Annotated in this window: 19 protein-coding genes; 9 read left to right on the top strand and 10 right to left on the bottom strand. The window is 69.8% G+C overall.

Annotated elements, in window-relative coordinates; all coding sequences use genetic code 11:
* Window positions 1–22: 22 nt before the first annotated feature.
* Complete coding sequence (locus tag DES41_RS29570; RefSeq protein WP_114471218.1) at window positions 23–1273, bottom strand: flavin-containing monooxygenase; 1251 nt, start codon at window positions 1271–1273, stop codon at window positions 23–25.
* A gap of 267 nt (window positions 1274–1540) precedes the next feature.
* Between DES41_RS29570 and DES41_RS29565 the strand changes: the two genes are divergently transcribed.
* The 7 genes from DES41_RS29565 to DES41_RS29535 all read left to right on the top strand — a co-directional run bounded on the left by DES41_RS29565 (window position 1541) and on the right by DES41_RS29535 (window position 8344).
* Complete coding sequence (locus DES41_RS29565) at window positions 1541–2671, top strand: ABC transporter ATP-binding protein (protein ID WP_114471217.1); 1131 nt, start codon at window positions 1541–1543, stop codon at window positions 2669–2671.
* A 14-nt stretch (window positions 2672–2685) separates the two neighbouring features.
* Window positions 2686–3696: an NAD(P)H-quinone oxidoreductase gene (locus DES41_RS29560; protein ID WP_245965923.1), complete on the top strand. Its 1011-nt coding sequence runs from the start codon at window positions 2686–2688 to the stop codon at window positions 3694–3696.
* Between the two features lie 2 nt (window positions 3697–3698).
* Window positions 3699–4325, top strand: coding sequence for a glutathione S-transferase (locus DES41_RS29555; RefSeq protein WP_114471216.1), 627 nt, complete (start codon window positions 3699–3701; stop codon window positions 4323–4325).
* 8 nt (window positions 4326–4333) lie between these two features.
* Window positions 4334–4807: a type II 3-dehydroquinate dehydratase gene (locus DES41_RS29550; RefSeq protein WP_114471215.1), complete on the top strand. Its 474-nt coding sequence runs from the start codon at window positions 4334–4336 to the stop codon at window positions 4805–4807.
* Window positions 4808–4809: 2 nt separating this feature from the next.
* Complete coding sequence (locus tag DES41_RS29545; RefSeq protein ID WP_114471214.1) at window positions 4810–5754, top strand: 2-hydroxyacid dehydrogenase; 945 nt, start codon at window positions 4810–4812, stop codon at window positions 5752–5754.
* 185 nt (window positions 5755–5939) lie between these two features.
* Window positions 5940–7877, top strand: a complete 1938-nt coding sequence (locus DES41_RS29540; RefSeq protein WP_114471213.1) for a hybrid sensor histidine kinase/response regulator — start codon at window positions 5940–5942, stop codon at window positions 7875–7877.
* 89 nt (window positions 7878–7966) lie between these two features.
* Complete coding sequence (locus DES41_RS29535) at window positions 7967–8344, top strand: response regulator (RefSeq protein WP_114471212.1); 378 nt, start codon at window positions 7967–7969, stop codon at window positions 8342–8344.
* A 69-nt stretch (window positions 8345–8413) separates the two neighbouring features.
* Here DES41_RS29535 and DES41_RS29530 read toward each other — a convergent pair whose 3' ends face one another.
* The gene (locus DES41_RS29530) at window positions 8414–9493 is read right to left on the bottom strand and encodes an extracellular catalytic domain type 1 short-chain-length polyhydroxyalkanoate depolymerase (protein WP_114471211.1); all 1080 of its coding nucleotides are present in this window, start codon (window positions 9491–9493) and stop codon (window positions 8414–8416) included.
* A gap of 211 nt (window positions 9494–9704) precedes the next feature.
* Here DES41_RS29530 and DES41_RS29525 point away from each other — a divergent pair, with 211 nt between their 5' ends.
* Window positions 9705–9920 carry a hypothetical protein gene (locus DES41_RS29525; protein ID WP_114471210.1) on the top strand — a complete coding sequence of 72 codons (216 nt, stop codon included), beginning with the start codon at window positions 9705–9707 and terminating at the stop codon, window positions 9918–9920.
* A 44-nt stretch (window positions 9921–9964) separates the two neighbouring features.
* Here the strand turns inward: DES41_RS29525 and DES41_RS29520 are convergent, their stop codons facing one another.
* Window positions 9965–10432 (bottom strand): LysR substrate-binding domain-containing protein, encoded by a 468-nt coding sequence (locus tag DES41_RS29520; RefSeq protein ID WP_245965922.1) that lies wholly within the window; start codon window positions 10430–10432, stop codon window positions 9965–9967.
* A gap of 2 nt (window positions 10433–10434) precedes the next feature.
* Between DES41_RS29520 and DES41_RS29515 the strand changes: the two genes are divergently transcribed.
* Window positions 10435–10692 carry a DUF2798 domain-containing protein gene (locus DES41_RS29515; RefSeq protein ID WP_114471209.1) on the top strand — a complete coding sequence of 86 codons (258 nt, stop codon included), beginning with the start codon at window positions 10435–10437 and terminating at the stop codon, window positions 10690–10692.
* On the opposite strand, the gene DES41_RS29510 is transcribed toward DES41_RS29515, so the two are convergent.
* From DES41_RS29510 to DES41_RS29480, 7 genes are all read right to left on the bottom strand, one after another.
* Window positions 10693–11751 carry an ABC transporter ATP-binding protein gene (locus DES41_RS29510; protein WP_114471208.1) on the bottom strand — a complete coding sequence of 353 codons (1059 nt, stop codon included), beginning with the start codon at window positions 11749–11751 and terminating at the stop codon, window positions 10693–10695.
* 4 nt (window positions 11752–11755) lie between these two features.
* Window positions 11756–12577, bottom strand: a complete 822-nt coding sequence (locus DES41_RS29505; RefSeq protein WP_114471207.1) for a carbohydrate ABC transporter permease — start codon at window positions 12575–12577, stop codon at window positions 11756–11758.
* On the bottom strand, window positions 12567–13436 hold the full coding sequence (locus tag DES41_RS29500) for a carbohydrate ABC transporter permease (protein WP_114471206.1): 870 nt from the start codon (window positions 13434–13436) through the stop codon (window positions 12567–12569). Before DES41_RS29500 ends, DES41_RS29505 begins: the two co-directional genes overlap by 11 nt.
* An 8-nt stretch (window positions 13437–13444) precedes the next feature.
* The gene (locus tag DES41_RS29495; protein WP_114471205.1) at window positions 13445–14764 is read right to left on the bottom strand and encodes an ABC transporter substrate-binding protein; all 1320 of its coding nucleotides are present in this window, start codon (window positions 14762–14764) and stop codon (window positions 13445–13447) included.
* Between the two features lie 31 nt (window positions 14765–14795).
* On the bottom strand, window positions 14796–15710 hold the full coding sequence (locus DES41_RS29490) for a dihydrodipicolinate synthase family protein (protein ID WP_114471204.1): 915 nt from the start codon (window positions 15708–15710) through the stop codon (window positions 14796–14798).
* Complete coding sequence (locus DES41_RS29485) at window positions 15707–16459, bottom strand: GntR family transcriptional regulator (RefSeq protein ID WP_114471203.1); 753 nt, start codon at window positions 16457–16459, stop codon at window positions 15707–15709. Before DES41_RS29485 ends, DES41_RS29490 begins: the two co-directional genes overlap by 4 nt.
* An 88-nt stretch (window positions 16460–16547) precedes the next feature.
* Window positions 16548–16970, bottom strand: coding sequence for an RbsD/FucU family protein (locus tag DES41_RS29480; RefSeq protein WP_114471403.1), 423 nt, complete (start codon window positions 16968–16970; stop codon window positions 16548–16550).
* Window positions 16971–17032 lie beyond the last annotated feature (62 nt).

Genomic DNA, 17032 nt, shown 5'->3' with positions numbered 1-17032 from the left:
GTCATTCGCGCACGCGGCGCAATCAGGTTTTCTCGTAGGACATATAGCCCTGCTGCAGAACAATATGGTCGGCGATGTATTTGGCGTCGTGCCATACCCCGTAGATGAACGAGGAGGCCCGGTTCACGAGATTCGGCAGGCCCAGGAAGTAAATCCCGCTTTCGGCCGAAATGCCGCGCTTGTGGTAAGGCTCGCCATTCTCGTGAAAGGCATTGACCTTGAGCCAGCTGTAGTCGAATTGGAACCCCGTGGCCCACAGCACCGTGGTGATGCCGGCCTCGCGCAGGTCCAGGCTCAGGATGGGCTGGCTCAGGCAGGGCGGGTCGGGCAGCAGGTCCCAGGCCTCGGGCTCGGGCGGGAAGGGCAGGCCGTTCTGCTCGATGTAGGCATCGGCATCGCGCAGCACGTCGAAGTAGGCCTGGTCGCCCTCGGCCACGTTCTTCGCCAGGCCTTCGGCGAAGCGCATCACGCCGTCTTCATAGGATTGCGTCAGGCCCACCAGATCGATGCCGGCATGCGCCAGGCGCCGGAAATCCACCGTCCTGCCGCCCTCGTAGCCGCTCACGGCAAAGGCCACGTGCTTCTTCTTGGGCTTGGTGCGGACTTCGTCCCACAGGCCCAGCGCGCCCAGCCACCAGCAGTAGTCGCGGCCGCGGTAGGAACGCGGCGGACGGTAGTGCTCACCCACCGACAAAACCACCTTGCGGCCGGCCTGGCGCAGTTCTTCGGCGATCTGCGAACCCGAGGCGCCGGCGCCCACGACCAGCACCGCGCCGTCGGCCAGCTGGCCCGGGTTCTTGTAGGCCGAGGAATGCAGCTGCGCCACGGGTGCGCTGGCCGGCACGATCGCCGGATAGGCCGGAATCTGGAACGGGCCGGTGGCCACGACCACGTTCATGGCCTCGATGACGCCTTCGGACGTCGTCACCTTGAACCCCGGGCGGCCGACATGGCGCTCGACCTGGAACACCTCCACGCCGGTGCGCACGGGCGCCTTCAGCATCGCCGCATAGTCCTCGAAGTACTGGGCCATGCGTTCCTTGGGCGGAAAGGCTTCGGGCGAGACGCCCTCGAACGCCAGGCCGGGAAAGCGGTCGTGCCAGGCCGGGCCGTTGGCCACCAGCGAATCCCAGCGCTCCGAGCGCCAGCGTTCGGCGATGCGCTTGCGCTCCAGCACGGTGTGCGGAACACCCATGGCGGCCAGATGCTCGCTCATCGCGATGCCGGCCTGGCCTGCGCCGACCACCACGGTGTTGATTTTCTCCACTGACATTCTGATATTCCTCAAGATAACCGCCGCTGGTGGTTTCGGCCGGGCAAGCCGGCGCTGCCAGACACCGATGGGGGCCGAGTCTGGTCAAGCGCGCAGCGTTTGAGAATCACGTTTTTCAGACGCAAGGCTTAGGAAAAAGCGAAGCGCTCGTGCGGCGCCTGCCAAAGTGCAGCGCCACAGGAAAGAAGCGCCTGTTTCGTTTTTTCCGAGGGGCAGCCTCAATTTCTGCAAATGCCTGCCGGCGGCCGCTTGGCTTATGGTCCAGCCATGCATCCAGTTCCTTCCGAGCCCGGCTTTTCGCAGGCCGACACGGCCGTCAGCCTCGAGGGCGTGGTCAAGAAGTACCGCGACCAGACCGTGCTGCACGAGGTGTCGCTGAAGATCCGGCGCGGTGAATTCCTGACCCTGCTGGGCCCGTCGGGCTGCGGCAAGACCACGCTGCTGAACCTGATCGCCGGCTTCGCCGAGGCCGACCGCGGCGAGGTCTTCATCGACGGCCAGCCCGTGACCAGCGAGCCGCCGCACCGCCGCCAGATCGGCCTGGTGTTCCAGAACTACGCGCTGTTCCCGCACATGACGGTGGAGCGCAACATCGGCTATGGCCTGCGCATGCAGGGCGTGCCCAGGGACGAGGCGGCCCGGCGCATCGGGGATGCCATGGCCATGGTCAAGCTCGACGGCCTGGGCCACCGCAAGCCGCGCGAACTCTCGGGCGGCCAGCAGCAGCGCGTGGCGCTGGCCCGTGCGCTGGTGATCCAGCCCAAGGTGCTGCTGCTCGACGAGCCCTTCTCGGCCCTGGACAAGAGCCTGCGCGGCTCCATGCAGGTGGAGATCCGCGAGATCCAGCGCCGCCTGGGCCTGACCACGGTGTTCGTCACGCACGACCAGGGCGAGGCGCTGGCCATGTCCGACCGCATCGCGGTGATGTCGGCCGGCGTGATCCGCCAGATCGCGCCGCCGGCCGAGCTGTACCAGAACCCGCAGGACCCGTTCGTCGCGTCCTTCCTGGGCGACGTGAACATCCTGCCGGCGCACTACCACGGCCAGAGCGCGGGCGATGTGCAGCTGCGCCTGGGCGCGGGCCTGATCAGCCTGTCGCAGGACCGGCTCGTGAACGCATCGCACGAGGGCGCGCGGCTGGACGTCTACGTGCGCCCCGAACACCTGCGCATGGAGAACCTGCACCCGGCCTCGGTGCTGAGCGGCACCGTGGTCAACCATGTGTTCCAGGGCGACCACATCAACACCTTCGTCGATGTGAACCTGCCGATGACGGCGCGCCAGATCGTCACCGTGCGCAGCGCCGGGCTGGGTGCCATGCAGCACTGGCCCGTCGGTTCCGTCGCGGGCCTGGCACTGGCCGGCGAAGGCGTCAGCGTTTTCAGCCCGCGGCCATGAGCGCCGTGACTGCCATGACTGCCGCGAACGAGGCACTGCCCGCCTCCATGCAGGCCATCGTCGCGCGTGAACCGGGCGATGCCAGCGTGCTGGTGCTGGCCGAGCGCCCGGTGCCCGCCCCCGGCCCCGGCGAGGTGCTGCTGCGCGTGCTGGCCGCCGGCATCAACCGGCCCGACATCATGCAGCGCCAGGGCATCGCCAAGCCGGCCCCGGGCGTCACCGATGTGCTGGGCCTGGAGGTGTGCGGCGAAGTGGTCGCCTGCGGCCCCGGTGTCGACCGCGCGGTGCTGGGCCAGCGCCGCATGGCGCTGGTGCCCGGCGGCGGCTACGCGCCCTGGTGCGTGGCCACGCTCGCGCATGCGTTCGCGGTGCCGGCCCGGCTCTCGGACGCCGAGGCCTCGGCCCTGCCCGAGGGGCTGTTCACGGTCTGGCACAACCTGTTCGAACTGGGCCGCCTGGCCATGGGCGAGACCGTGCTGATCCATGGCGCGGCCGGCGGCATCGGCACGCTGGCGGTGCAGATGGCGCACGCGGCCGGCTGCACCGTCATCGCCACCGCCAGCGACCCGGCCCGCTTCGCCGAGTTGCAGGCCCTGGGCGCCGACCTCGCGGTCTGCTGGCCCACCACCGACTTCGTCCAGGCCTGCCTGGACTTCACCGGGGGCCGCGGCGTGGACGTGGTGCTGGACATCGTCGGCGGCGACTACGTGCGCCGCAACCTGCAGGCCATGGCCTTCGGCGGCCGGCATGTGAGCCTGTCCTTCATGCAGGGCTCGGCCGTCACGGTGGAGCTGCTCACGCTGATGCAGCGCCAGCTGAGCCTGCATGCCTCGACCATGCGCCCGCAGACGCACGCCGAGAAGGCGCGCATGGCCGAGGCGCTCACGCGCCATGTGCTGCCGCTGCTCATGCGTGGGCGGATCGCGCCGCGCCTGCACGCCAGCCTGCCGCTGGCGCAGGCCGCGCAGGCCCACCGGCTGCTGGAAAGCGGCCAGGTGTTCGGAAAACTCGTCCTGGTGCCTTGACGATGCAATTGCTCTACGCCCCCACCTCGCCCTTCGTGCGCAAGGTCATGGTCTGTGCCCACCTGAGCGGCCAGGCCGGCCGCATCCAGTGGCTGGACAGTTCTGCCCACCCGGTGCGCCGCGACGGCCGCATCGCCGCGCACAACCCGCTGGCCAAGGTGCCGACGCTGGTCCTGGACGACGGCCAGGCGCTCTACGACAGCCGCGTGATCTGCGAGTACATCGACAGCCTGGGCAGCGCCGGCATCTTCCCGGCCGCCGGCCCCGCGCGCTGGACGGCCCTCACGCGCCAGGCCCTGGGCGACGGCCTGCTCGACGCCGCGCTGCTGGCGCGCTACGAGCTGACGGCGCGGCCCGCCGAGGTGCAGTGGCCGGTCTGGCGCGAGGCGCTGCTGACCAAGGTCGCGGCCTGCCTGCAGGCGATCGACGCCATTGCGCCGGAGCTGGCCACGGCCGCCCCAGGGAGCCCCCCGACGATCGGCGACATCGCCATCGGCTGCGGCCTGGGCTACCTGGACTTCCGCTTCCCCGAACTGGACTGGCGCGCCGGCCACGCTGCCGCCGCACGCTGGTACGCCGGCTTCGCGCAGCTGCCCGCCATGCAGGCCACCCTTCCCCACGACGCATGAGAGCCCCCATGAGCGACACCGCCACGCCCCCCATCACGGTCTGGTTCCTGAACGGGCCCAACGCCAACCTCTACGGCCTGGATGCCAACAAGACCTATGGCAGCGACAGCTTCCCGGTGCTGCAGTCGCGCTGCGAGCAGAAGGCCGCCGCGTTGGGGGTGCAGCTGCGCTTCCTGCAGTCCAACCACGAAGGCCAGCTGATCGACTGGCTGCAGGAGGCGCGCGGCGTGGCCGACGGCATCGTCATCAACGCCGCCGGCCTGACCTACACCTCCATCGCCATCCTCGACGCGCTACTGGCCTTCCCGGGCAAGATCATCGAAGCCCACATGAGCAACATCTGGAAGCGCGAGCCCTTCCGCCACCACTCCTTCATCTCCAAGGCGGCCGATGGCGTGATCGCGGGCCTGGGCGGCGACGGCTACGAGTTCGCCATCGAGGCGGTGGCGCGCCTGGTGCGCAAGAGCCTGCAGGGCGCGTGACGATGGCGGCAAGCCTGGGCACGCTGGTGTTCTACAGCGCGTTCGACGATTTCGGCACCTGGAAGCAGGCGCTGCAGGCGCAGCTGCCGCAGCTGCAGGTGGTCGACGCCGGCGCCATCGAGCGGCCCGAGGACGTGCACTACGCGATGGCCTGGAAGCCGCCCGCGGGCTTCTTCCGGCAGATGCCCAAGCTGCGGCTGATCGTCAACCTGGGGGCTGGCGTCGACGCGCTGGTCGGGCGCAGCGACCTGCCGGCCGGCATCCCCATCACGCGGATCACCGACCCACAGATGTCGCGCATGATGGCCGGCTATGTGCTGTTCGCCGTGCTGCGGCATGCGCGCGACATCCCGCACTTCGAGCAGGCGCAGCGGCGCGGCGAATGGGCCTACCGCCACCCGCGCTCGCCCGGTGAAATCAGTGTGGCGGTGCTCGGCCTGGGCCAGCTCGGTGCCACGGCGGCCCATGAAGTGCAGCGCCAGGGCTTTCGGACACTGGGCTGGTCGCGCAGCCCGCGCCAGATCGAGGGCGTGGCGTGCTTCTCGGGCATGGAGACGCTGGACACCGTGCTCGGCCAGGCCGACATCGTGGTGCTGATGCTGCCGCTCACGCCGCAGACGCAGAATCTGTTCGACCGCGCGCGGCTGCAGCGCATGCGGCCCGGCGCCGCCTTCGTCAATGTGGCCCGGGGCGCCCTGGTCGACCAGGCTGCGCTGACGGCACTGCTGCAAAGCGGCCACATCGGCAGTGCGACGCTGGACGTCTTCGCGCGCGAACCGCTGCCGGCCGACGATGCGCTGTGGGGCATGCCCAACGTGCTGATCACGCCGCACCTGGCCTCGGTGGCCATCCCGTCATCGTCGGCCCGGCAGATCGCGGCCAACATCCTGCGCGTCGCGGCGGGCGAGCCGCCCGACCACCGCATCGATCCGGCACGCGGGTACTGAGGCCGGCGGCGTCTGCGCGCAGTCCAGTGCGCCTGTGCGTTCCAGAGCGCGGGCGCCATGGTGGAGCGGGGGTTCTTCCATCACCTGTGGCGGTGTACTGCGTCTGTCGGACAACGCCGCGTTTGGCAGCGGTCGGGGGCGGTTGCCGCACTGCTGTGGCTATAGTCCGCTGCAGCTTTTTCCCCATGAACTCCCTGGCTGCCCCTTCCCTGCAATTGTCCGAACTCGGCGAGGACATGCGCTACCGCTTGCTGGTGGACGCTGTCACCGACTACGCGATCTACATGCTGGATCCGGAGGGTCGGGTGGTCAGCTGGAACCCTGGGGCACAGCGGCTCAAGGGCTACACGCCTGCGCAGATCCTGGGGCAGAGCTTCTCCAGCTTCTACACCGAGGACGACCGGCTCGCCGGCCTGCCGGCGCGCGCGCTGGTGACGGCGGCCACGCAGGGGCGATTCGAGGCCGAGGGGTGGCGCGTGCGCAAGGATGGCAGCCGTTTCTGGGCCTTGGTGGTGATCGAGCCGATCCGCGGCGATGACGGTGGCATCGTCGGCTATGCCAAGGTCACGCGCGACCTGACCGAGCGCCGCGCCGCCGAGGAAAGCCTGCGCCGCAGCGAGGAGCAGTTCCGCGTGCTGGTGCAGGGCGTGACCGACTACGCCATCTACATGCTCGACCCGCAGGGTCTGGTCGCCAACTGGAATGCCGGCGCGCAACGCATCAAGGGCTACGCCGCGGCGGAGGTTGTGGGCACGCATTTCTCACGCTTCTACCGCGCCGAGGACCGGGCCCGCGACGAGCCCGGCCACGCCCTGGCCACCGCCGCGCGCGAGGGCCGCTTCGAGGCCGAGGGCTGGCGTGTGCGCAAGGACGGCAGCGAATTCCGCGCCAACGTGGTGATCGACGCCATCCGCGACGACGACGGCCGCATCGTCGGTTTCGCCAAGATCACGCGGGACGTGACCGCCCAGCGCGCTGCCCAACAGGCGCTGGAGCGGGCCCGCGAGGCCTTGTTCCAGTCGCAGAAGCTGGACGCCATCGGCCAGCTCACCGGCGGCGTGGCGCACGATTTCAACAACCTGCTGATGGTGGTGATGTCCAGCCTGAGCCTGGTGCGGCGGCGGCTGCCGGACGATCCCAAGCTGGTCCAGCTCATCGACAACGCGCTCAACGGTGCGCGCCGCGGGGCGGCCCTGACGCAGCGCATGCTGGCCTTCGCGCGGCGCCAGGACCTCAAGCCCACGGTGGTGCGCCTGCCGGCGCTGGTCGAGGGCATGGCCGAGCTGCTCACGCGCACGCTGGGCAGCACGGTGCAGGTGCAGACGGCCTTTGCGCCGGCCCTGCCCCCGGTGCTGGTGGATGCCAACCAGCTCGAGCTGGCGCTGCTGAACCTGGCCGTGAATGCGCGCGACGCCATGCCCGAGGGCGGGCAGCTGACGTTGAGCGCACAGGAAGAGACGCTGGCGCAGTCCGGTGCCATCGCGCCTGGCCACTATGTGCGGCTGGCCGTGACCGACACCGGCAGCGGCATGGACGCGGCCACGCTGGCGCGCGCGACCGAGCCCTTCTTCACGACCAAGGGGGCAGGCAAGGGCACGGGACTGGGCCTGGCCATGGTGCATGGCCTGGCCGGCCAGTCCGGCGGTGGCTTCACGTTGCAGAGCCAGGCCGGCCAGGGCACCACGGCCACGCTTTGGCTGCCAGTGGCGGATGACGACACGCCCGCAGCTGCGCCGGCGCGCGCGGCCGTGGCGTCCCCCGCTGTCGCGGCCATGCGCGTGCTGGCCGTGGACGACGACCCTCTGGTCCTCACCAACACCGTGGCCCTGCTCGAGGAGCTGGGCCACAGCGTGCTGCAGACCGCCACGGCCGAGGAAGCCCTGCGCCTGCTGCGTGCCGACGCCACCATCGCGCTGCTCGTCAGCGACCACGTGATGCCGCACATGACGGGCGCCCAGCTGATCGCCAAGGTCCGGCAGGAGCGCCCGCAACTGCCGGTGGTGCTGGCCACAGGCTATGCGGAGCTGCCAGCCGGCCTGCCGCCGCGCACCGTGCGCCTGGGCAAGCCCTTCGACCAGGCCGGGCTGGCCCTGGCCATCGCCGACGCGCTGGCGGACCGCTGAAGTGCGCGCAGCGCTGCCCGGCGGCGTCCTACGCGCATCCGCGCCCGAACGCGGCTGCCTGGCCTGACGCGGGCACGCACCATACGGGGATGAACCGTCCCGCTTCACCGCTTGTGGTTTTCCTCGTCGAAGACAACGCCCTGATCCGCGACAACCTGATCGTGGCCCTGGAGGAACTCGTGGACATGCGCGTGGTGGCCTGGGCCGAATCCGAGGAGTCCGCCGCCGAATGGCTGCGCGAGCATCCCGACGGCTGGCAGCTGGCCGTCATCGACCTGTTCCTGCGCGATGGCTCCGGCCTGGGCGTGCTGCAGGCCTGCCGTGCGCGCGATCCACGCCAGCGTGCCGTGGTGCTGACCAACTACGCCGATGTCGACATCCGCGCGCAGTGCCTGGCACTGGGCGCCGATGCCGTCTTCGACAAGTCCACCGAGCTCGACGCCTTCCTGGAGTTCTGCGAAAGCTGAAGGGGGGCGCTCCCGCGCGCCGTTGTGCACCGCACATCCCGTCGCATGGGCTGCCTGGCCCTTGCCTGACTACGCCGCCCGCGTGAACTGCCGCTGCGCGAACGCCCAGATCAGCCGCGAGGCATCGGGGCCCTGCGGATCGCTGTAGGGCTGTGCGGCCGGTCCGCCACTCCAGGCATGGCCCAGCTGCGGGATCTCGACCAGGCTCGCCACCAGCCGGCGGCGTGCGCGGTAGTCGGTGACCTGCATCGCCAGCCGCTTGCCGCGCTGCACCGAACGCGGCGCTGTGGCCTTGGCGCCGGCCGCTTCGGCCCAGGCCTGCACGGCCGCCAGGCCGTTGCTGGCCTTGACCACCGTGTCGGCGCCGCCGTGCACCACCAGCAGTGCCGGCCAGTGCGCCGCCATGGCCTCGGCATCGGCGTCCAGCGGCTTCGTGTTGCCATGCCCGTACATCGCCGACAGGGCACCCAGGCCGGTGCGTGCCGTACCGGGCGGCACGCCCGAGTGCATGGCCACGGCCCGGAAGCGGTCGGGGTAGCGCGTGACGACCAGCGCCGCCATGCTGGCGCCGGCCGACAGTCCGGCGATCGCCACGCGCGTGCGGTCGGCGCCGTACAGGCAGGCCTGGTCGATGGCCCGCATGATCAGCGCCGCCTCCACATGGCCGCGGCCATTGCGCGTGTCGAACCAGTTCCAGCAGCCGTTGACGTTGGCCATGCGGTCCTGGTCGGGGTAGAGCACCGCAAAGCCTGCGCGCGCCGCGAGCTGGTGCATGCGCGTGCTGGCGACGAAGATTTCGGCGTTCTGCTCGCAGCCGTGCAGCATCACCATCAACGGCACCTGCTGGCCAAAGGCGCGGCTGGCCGGAATGAACAGGCGGTAGCGTCGCGAGCCGCCCGCCGTAACGGCGCGGCCGCTGATCCAGCGGCCGGCGGCGGCGCTGGCGGCAGGGCGGTTTGGCATCGGCTTGGCGCGCGCCGGCGCCTTCGGGCGTGCAAGCGGTGCCGCGAACAGCGCCGGCTTGGCGCGGGCCGCTGGTTTGGGCGCCGCGCGCTGGCGCTTGCGCGGCGGCGATGCGGCCTGCAGCAGCGGCTTGAGGCTGTTGGTGAAGAGCCGCGTCAGCGTCTTGAGGGTCTTGCGTTGGATCATGGGATGGGGCGCGGTGCGCCCGGAGTGCGTCCTAGTATGGCGGCAAGGCGTGGCGCCCCGTGTAGTCAAGGGGCGAGGTTTGGCCCGCTTCTGCGCAGCGCTTGGCCTTGACGGGCCTGTGCCCGGCGCACGAATCGGCATGCGCCTACACCGCCCGGGTCGCACGAGGGCCGAGCATGGAGCCCATGTTCAACGACACACGGGAGTCCTGATGTCCAAGAAGCCCTCGTCCACCCGCAGCGACATGGACGGCGATCCGCAGGCCCAGGCCCACGGCAAGGTCGCCAACGACCGCAACAGCGCCACGCCGGGCGGTGCCACGCAGATCCACCAGTCGCAGCGCTCGCCAGCCAGCCGCAACGACCGCGAGTCGCAGATCGGCTCGGCCAACCAGGTGCGCAGCCGCCAGGGCGGCAGCGGGCGCTGACCCGTGCGGTGCCTGCGGCCCGGTGCGCCCACGTGGCCGCCGGGTCATGCGGGCGCGCGCAGGTCGGGATGGTCGCGCAGTGCCTCGGCCAGGTACTCGGCGAACACGCGGACCTTGGCCGGCACATGCTGGCGGTCGCGGTAGCACAGGAAGAATTCCAGCGGTTCCGGCGCGATGCGCGGCGCCTTCCTGCTGCGCGGACTCTGCAGGAACAAGGGCTCGAGCAGGCCCTGCGCCACCAGCGGCCTGGCGATGAACCAGCCCAGCCGCGTGATGCCGGCGCCGTGCACGGCCAGCATGGCGAGCGTGTCGATGTCGTTGGCCACCGCGGCGGCTCGCAGCTCCGGCACCACGCGCGTGCCCTCGCGCAGGTAAGGCCATGGCATGACCTTGCCGTCGACCTCCATGCGGTAGAGCAGGCAGTCGTGCTGCGCCAGTGCTTCGGGCGTGGTGGGCCGTCCGCGCCGCGCGAGGTAGGAGGGTGCAGCACAGAACACCATGGGCACAAACACCCATGCTTTCGCAGACCGCTTCTCCCCGCACCTGGAAACTCCCCAAGCGCATGGCCCCCGTGGCCTTCGCGTTCTACATGGCCTGCATCATGGCCTTCCTCATGAGCATGGTGATCGTCGCCGCCAACGGCGGCGCCGACGCGCGCTTCCTCGACCGCGTGCTGGCGTCCTATGCGCTGGCCATGCCGGCGGCCTTCGCCAGCGTGATGCTGGTGCGGCCCGTGGTCCTGCGCCTGGTCGGCTGGACCGTGCGCAGCTGATCAAAGCCGCTGCTGCGTGCCGGCATCGAACAGGTGCACGTGCTCCGGCGCGATGGCGAGGCTGATCATGTCGCCGGGCTTGACCATCAGCCGGTCGTGCACGAGGGCCTGCACGCTCTGGCCGTGCGACTCACAGGCCAGCAGCGTGTCGGCGCCGCTGAACTCCACGACCTTGACCTCGCACCCGATGCCCGGCGTGCCGGCCGGCTGCACCCTGAGGTGCTCGGGCCGCAGGCCCAGCAGCACCTTGCGGCCTTCCAGCGCTTGCGCCGGCGCCGGCAGCGGCACGGCGCCGCCCGGCGTTCCGGCGCTGCCGCCCTGCACGGTCGCGGGCAGCAGGTTCATCGACGGCGAGCCGATGAAGGTCGCAACGAAGGCATTGCCGGGCCGGTCGTACAGCTCCACCGGCGTGCCGATCTGCTCGACCTTGCCATCGCGCAGCACCACGATGCGGTCGGCCATGGTCATGGCCTCGACCTGGTCGTGCGTGACGTAGATCGAGGTCGTCTTGAGCCGCTGGTGCAGCGCGCGGATCTCCGTGCGCATCTGCACGCGCAGCTTGGCGTCGAGGTTGGACAGCGGCTCGTCGAACAGGAAGACCTTGGGGTCGCGCACCATCGCCCGGCCCATCGCCACGCGCTGGCGCTGGCCACCCGACAGCTGCTTGGGCAGCCGGTCCAGCAGTGCGTCCAGACCCAGCATGCGCGCGGCGCCGGCCACCTTGCTCGCGATGGCCTGGGCCGCGGTGCCCGCGATCATGAGGCCGAAGCCCATGTTCTCGCGCACCGTCATGTGCGGGTACAGCGCATAGGTCTGGAACACCATGGAGACCTCGCGCTGCTTGGGCGGCAGGTCGTTGACCACGGTGTTGGCGATGCGGATCTCGCCTGTGGTGGGCGCGTCCAGCCCGGCGATCATGCGCAGCAGCGTGGACTTGCCGCAGCCGCTGGGGCCGACGAAGACCGCGAACTCGCCGTCGCCAATCGCGATGTCCACGCCCTTGATGACCTGCGTCTCGGCGAAGGATTTGGTGATGCCCGAGAGCGTGACTGAAGCCATGTTTTTATCCGCCCTTGACGCCGCCGGCCGTGAGGCCGCCGACGATTTCTTTCTGAATCACCAGCGTGAGCACCAGCACCGGCAGCGTGACCAGGATGGCCGCGGCGGCCAGCGGCCCCCAGGCGATCTGCTCGAAGGTCAGCACGTTGTAGATGGCGACGGGCAGCGTGCGCGTCTCGCGCCCGGCCAGCACGGCGCCGAAGATGAAGTTGTTCCACGAGAAGATGAAGGCGAGGATCGCCGCCACCGTGATGCCGGGCCGCGCCAGCGGCAGCGCGATGTGCCGGAAGCGCTGCCAGGGCGAGCAGCCGTCCATGAGGCCGGCCTCGTCCAGTTCCATCGGCAGCGTCTCGAAGTAGCCCGCCACGATGTAGACCATGATGGGCACGGTGATCACCAGGTGCGTGATCACCACCGGCGCCAGCGTGCCCGTGAGCCCCAGCGCCTGGAACAGCGAGAACAGCGGGATCAGGAAGCTGATGGCCGGCGTCATGCGCGCGATGAGGATGGTCAGCAGCAGCTTCTTGGCCTTGAGCCGCGCGATGCCGTAGCCGGCCGGCACGCCGATCAAGAGCGCCACCAGCGTCGCCAGGCCCGACACCGTGATGCTGTTCAGGAAGTACTGGAAGAACGGGCCGCTGTCGAACACCTTGCGGAAGTTGTCCAGCGTGGGCGGGCTCGGGATGAACACCGGCGGGTAGGCCAGGTTGTCGACCTCGTTCTTGAAGGCCAGCGACAGCATCCACAAAAAGAAGCCGATGGCCGGCGAAACCAGCAGGAACACGCACAGCGCGAGCAGCGCCTTGTCGATGAGCTTACGCGTCATAGCGGGACCGTTCCTTCAGCCAGAACAGCAGCAGGCTCAGGCCCACCACGAGCACGAAGAACACCACCACCACGCTGGACGCCTTGCCGATCTGGTAGAACGAAAACGCCTGCAGGTACAGGTACAGGTTGATGGTCTCGGACGAGGTGCCGGGCCCGCCCTGCGTGATCACGTAGATGGTGTCGAAGGTCTTCAGCGCGTCGATGAGGCGCACCACGGCGGCCACCATGATGAAGGGCATGAGCAGTGGCAGCGTCACGTAGCGCAGCGTCTGCCAGCGCGTGGCGCCTTCCATGTGCGCGGCCTCGAACGGGTCGGTCGGCAGCGAGGCCAGGCCGCCCAGCACGATCAGCATGACCAGCGGCGTCCACTGCCAGATGTCGACCAGCACCAGGCACGGAATCGCCAGCATCGGCGAGTAGACCCATTCGCTCGGCGGAATGCCGACGAGGGACAGCAGGTAGTTCAGCACGCCCTGCTGCGGGTGGAACATCATGACCCACACCAGCGCGATGGCCACGGGCGTGGCCATCATGGGCAGCACGAAGGCGCCGCGCCAGAAGCCCCGGCCCGCGAACTTCTGGTTGAAGACCAGCGCGGCGGCCGTGCCCAGCACCAGCGGCGCGATGACGGCCAGCGCCGTGAACACCAGCGTGTGCAGGATGGCCATCAGGAAGCGCGTGTTCGTGGCCAACTCGGCATAGTTGGCCAGGCCGACGAACTTCGACGCCGAACCGATCTTCCAGTCGAACAGGCTCATCCACAGCGTGAACATCCACGGGAAGACGATCACGGCCACCACCACCAGCACGGCCGGCAGGATGAACCACAGGAAGGGCGAGACGCCGCGCTTGCGCATGGGGCTGGTCAGCTTTCCGACTTGGCCACCACGGGCGCGAACTCGGCCGTGGCCTTCTTGAGTTCGGCCGCCACGTCCCCGCCCGTCAGCATGTTGTTGAGCGCGATGCCGTAGACGTCGCGGAACTCGGTCACGGGCTCGATGATGGGCAGGCCGGGCTTGGCGATGCGGAGCGATTCGGCCACGGCCGTGAGCCAGGCGGCCGGCACCTTGAGGTTGGCGATGGCCTCCTTGTCGCCGTAGGCCGAGAGCCGCACCGGCGCCCCCGAGCCGGTGGCCAGCATGCGCGCCTGCATGGCCTTGTTGGTGGCCCAGACGATGTACAGGAACGCCGCCTCCTTCTTCTTGGAGAACGAGGAGACGCCGATGCCGTCGCCGAAGGTGGCCGAGACCTGCGCCTTGGGGCCGGGCGGCATCACGCCGTAGCCGACCTTGCCGACGACCTTGGACTTGGTGGCGTCTTCCAGAGGCGGCGCGAAGCCCGAGCCGTCGATCCACATCGCGGCCTTGCCCTGCAGGAACAGGCTCTGCGATTCGTTCCAGTTGTAGCCCGCAATGCCGGCCGGGCCGGTGGTCTTGAGCAGGTCGCGGTACAGCGTGGCCGAGGCGATGGCCTCGGGCGTCTCAGTCGCCAGCTTGCCGGCGGCGTCGAAGAACTGGCCGCCCCAGCCCAGGAAGAAGCCCGTCCACAGCGGCACGTTGGCGTTCTTGAGGCCGCGGCCGACGAAGCCCGCGACGCCGTTGGCCGGGTCGTGCAGCTTCTTGGCGGCTTCCAGGATCTCGGCGTAGCTCTTGGGGTAGGCCACGCCCTTGGCCGCGAACAACTCCTTGTTGTAGTAGAGGATCCACGGGTCCAGGTTCAGCGGCAGGCTGTCGATGCGGCCGTCGCTCTGCGTGGCGTAGAACATGCCGCCGGCGGAGTAGTCCTTCTGGTCGAAGTCCGGCGGCGCCGCATTGGCGAACATGGGCCGCAGGTCTTCCATCCACTTGCCCTTGGCGAACTGGCGCTTTTGCACGTGGTAGGAGAGGTGCACCACGTCGAAGCTGGTGCGGCCCGAGTTGAACTCGATCACGGTCTTCTGGCGCGACTGCTGCTCGGGCATCTGCTCGGCGCCGACCTTGATGCCGGTCAGGTCCTCGAACTCCTTCTGGTGGCGCTGCAGCAGCTCGCCGCGCGGGCTCTTGATCAGGTGCACCTCGAGGCTCTGGCCGGCATAGCGCTTCCAGTCGAAGTTGCCCTGTGCGAACACCTGGGGCAGGGTACCGAGGGCGGTGGCGCCGGCCGCTGCCTGCAGCAGTTCACGGCGCTTGAAGGCGGAATGGTTCATGGCTTGTCTCCGTTGGTGTCAGGTCGGGGGATCACAGGGTGGCGACATCCTGGCCCAGCGCACGGTAGGCCGCGCGCACGGCCTGTGCCTCGGTGCTTTCCAGGGGCGAGAGCGGCGCCCGCACATGCAGCCAGCCGTCGTCTCCCAGCTGCTCGGCCAGCGCGGTCTTGTAGGCGCTGACGAAGGGCATGTTGGGGCGCACGCCGAGCAGGGCCAGCAGGCCTTGCATCAAGGTCTGGTCGGCGGCCGAGACCTCGGCCGGGCGCGACACCACGCGGCGCATCAGGTGCGGGGCCAGGTTGGCCAGTCCGTTCACCGAACCGGCGCCGCCTTGCAGCATCACCGGGGCCACGTCGAGCTCGGCGCCGACCAGCGTGCCGAGCTGCGGGAAGGCCTTGACCAGCGCGAGCGAGTGCGCGCGGTCGCCCGTGCTGTCCTTGATGCCGACCACCACGCCCGGGTGCGCGTCGGCCAGCGTGGCGATGGCCGCATGGCTGAAGCCCACGTTGCTCAGCGAGGGGAACTGGTAGAGCAGCACGCGCAGCGCGTCGCTGCCGATGCCGCGCACCATCTGGCTCACCGCGTCCACCACGCCTGCGTCGCGCGGGTGGTTGAAGTAGAAGGCCGGCATGTACAGCTGGCGCGTGCAGCCCAGCGCGATGGCGTGGCGGCCCAGCGTGATGGCGTCGCCCATCGCGCAGGCCGTGGTGCAGACGATGAGCTGGTCCGGCCGCACACCGTCGGCCAGCAAGGCCTCCAGCAGGGCCTGGCGTTCGGCCACGGTGAGCGCCGGGCCTTCGCCCGTGGTGCCGAACGGGGTGATGCCCTCGCTGCCGGCGGCCAGCATGCGGCGCGCCTGTGCCAGCGTGCGGGCGGTGTCGACGGCGCCGCTGGCCGTGAAGGCTGTGGCCAGGGCAGGCCACAGGCCGGTGATGGCATGCGTCATCGCGTGCGTCTCCTCGGGGTGTTGTTGGGGGGAACGAAGGCCGGCAGCGGCATTGCCGTGGGGCCGGTCAGCGCGTGGTTGAGCGCGCTGTCCATGTGGGCGTCGAGCAGGCGCACGGCGGCCGCGGCATCGCGGCGTTCCAGCGCCGCGACGAACTGCAGGTGCTCCTGCATCGCAGGGATCAGCCGGGCCGGCGTGATGACGGCCTGCTCCAGCCGGATCAGCCGGATGCGCAGGCTGTTCACGCGGTAGATCTCCGACAGGATCTCGTTGCCCAGCGCGTCGACCATGCGGTCGTGCAGGCCCCAGTCCACCGCCTGCGCGTCGTCCAGCAGCGCGGCGTCCGCATGGCCAGCGCTGGCGCGGTCGATGATGTCTTGGTGCGCGGCCGTGATCGCCGCCAGCTCCGGGGCGGTGACCACGGCGGCGAAGTGGCGCACCGCTTCGCGCTCGATCATGGCGCGCAGCTGGAAGGCGTTGCGCACGAGCTTCAAGTCCACATGCGCGATCTGCAGGCCGCGCTGCGGCACGGTCTTGACCAGGCCGGCGGCTTCCAGGCGCGGGATCATCTCGCGCACCGCTCCCAGCGGCATGTCGAGCAGCGTCATGAGCTCGCGCTGCGAGACGAACTGCCCGGGCTTGATGCCGCCGGCCAGGATCTGCTGCGTGAAGCCCTGGTAGGCGCGCGCGCGCTGGCTGGTCGGCTCGGGGGGAACCACGGCCAGGCGGCGACGCGAAGCGGCGTTCATGCCGCCGGGCCGCCCCAAGGCATGAAGCGCCTCCCCGGGTGGCAGCGAAGGACACGCAGTACCGAGCGTGGGGGCCTCGTGATCTTGCTCACTTGAGCACGCCCTTCTTCAACAGGATGTTGGCGTAGGTGCGCGTGTCGCCCGTGGCGACGATGGCGAAGGCCTTGGCCGCGCGCTCGTAGAAGGCATAGCGGTCCAGCGTGCCCGGTGCCGCCCCGCCGTGCCGGGCCAGCACCTCGGTGAACTGCGCGACGGCCGGCGGCACCTCGTCGCTCCGGCCCACCACCTGCATGGTGCAGGCCGGCTGCGGCACGAAATCGTCCAGCGGCAACAGCGACAACACGGCGTCCAGCACGGCATCGGCGGAAATGCCGGGCAGGCGGATCAGGCGCTGGGCGTGCGTGGCGGCCGGAAAGAAGGCATCGGCCAGCACGATCTCGTCGCCATGGCCCATGGACGCCAGCGCGTGCAACAGGTCGGGCGAGAGCAGGGGCGAGAGGTTCTTGAGCATGGGCCGCGCATCGTGCCCAGCCTGCAGGCCTTCTCCCATCGGCACATGCCCTGTTGACGGAC

This window comes from Pseudorhodoferax soli (genome assembly GCF_003337555.1).
GTDB classification, from domain to species: domain Bacteria; phylum Pseudomonadota; class Gammaproteobacteria; order Burkholderiales; family Burkholderiaceae_C; genus Pseudorhodoferax; species Pseudorhodoferax soli.
Note: the sequence above shows the minus strand (reverse complement) of the source record. Positions and strands in the feature narration are given on the sequence as shown.

Bases quoted from the DNA above. Each gene is read 5' to 3' on its own strand.
- DES41_RS29505 (WP_114471207.1), bottom strand. From the start codon at position 12,577: ATGACGCGTAAGCTCATCGACAAGGCGCTGCTCGCGCTGTGCGTGTTC.
- DES41_RS29550 (WP_114471215.1), top strand. From the start codon at position 4,334: ATGAGCGACACCGCCACGCCCCCCATCACGGTCTGGTTCCTGAACGGG.
- DES41_RS29570 (WP_114471218.1), bottom strand. From the start codon at position 1,273: ATGTCAGTGGAGAAAATCAACACCGTGGTGGTCGGCGCAGGCCAGGCC.
- DES41_RS29510 (WP_114471208.1), bottom strand. From the start codon at position 11,751: ATGGCTTCAGTCACGCTCTCGGGCATCACCAAATCCTTCGCCGAGACG.
- DES41_RS29490 (WP_114471204.1), bottom strand. From the start codon at position 15,710: ATGACGCATGCCATCACCGGCCTGTGGCCTGCCCTGGCCACAGCCTTC.
- DES41_RS29515 (WP_114471209.1), top strand. From the start codon at position 10,435: ATGCTTTCGCAGACCGCTTCTCCCCGCACCTGGAAACTCCCCAAGCGC.
- DES41_RS29525 (WP_114471210.1), top strand. From the start codon at position 9,705: ATGTCCAAGAAGCCCTCGTCCACCCGCAGCGACATGGACGGCGATCCG.
- DES41_RS29565 (WP_114471217.1), top strand. From the start codon at position 1,541: ATGCATCCAGTTCCTTCCGAGCCCGGCTTTTCGCAGGCCGACACGGCC.
- DES41_RS29560 (WP_245965923.1), top strand. From the start codon at position 2,686: ATGACTGCCGCGAACGAGGCACTGCCCGCCTCCATGCAGGCCATCGTC.
- DES41_RS29535 (WP_114471212.1), top strand. From the start codon at position 7,967: ATGAACCGTCCCGCTTCACCGCTTGTGGTTTTCCTCGTCGAAGACAAC.
- DES41_RS29540 (WP_114471213.1), top strand. From the start codon at position 5,940: ATGAACTCCCTGGCTGCCCCTTCCCTGCAATTGTCCGAACTCGGCGAG.
- DES41_RS29495 (WP_114471205.1), bottom strand. From the start codon at position 14,764: ATGAACCATTCCGCCTTCAAGCGCCGTGAACTGCTGCAGGCAGCGGCC.
- DES41_RS29485 (WP_114471203.1), bottom strand. From the start codon at position 16,459: ATGAACGCCGCTTCGCGTCGCCGCCTGGCCGTGGTTCCCCCCGAGCCG.
- DES41_RS29545 (WP_114471214.1), top strand. From the start codon at position 4,810: ATGGCGGCAAGCCTGGGCACGCTGGTGTTCTACAGCGCGTTCGACGAT.
- DES41_RS29480 (WP_114471403.1), bottom strand. From the start codon at position 16,970: ATGCTCAAGAACCTCTCGCCCCTGCTCTCGCCCGACCTGTTGCACGCG.
- DES41_RS29555 (WP_114471216.1), top strand. From the start codon at position 3,699: ATGCAATTGCTCTACGCCCCCACCTCGCCCTTCGTGCGCAAGGTCATG.
- DES41_RS29500 (WP_114471206.1), bottom strand. From the start codon at position 13,436: ATGCGCAAGCGCGGCGTCTCGCCCTTCCTGTGGTTCATCCTGCCGGCC.
- DES41_RS29530 (WP_114471211.1), bottom strand. From the start codon at position 9,493: ATGATCCAACGCAAGACCCTCAAGACGCTGACGCGGCTCTTCACCAAC.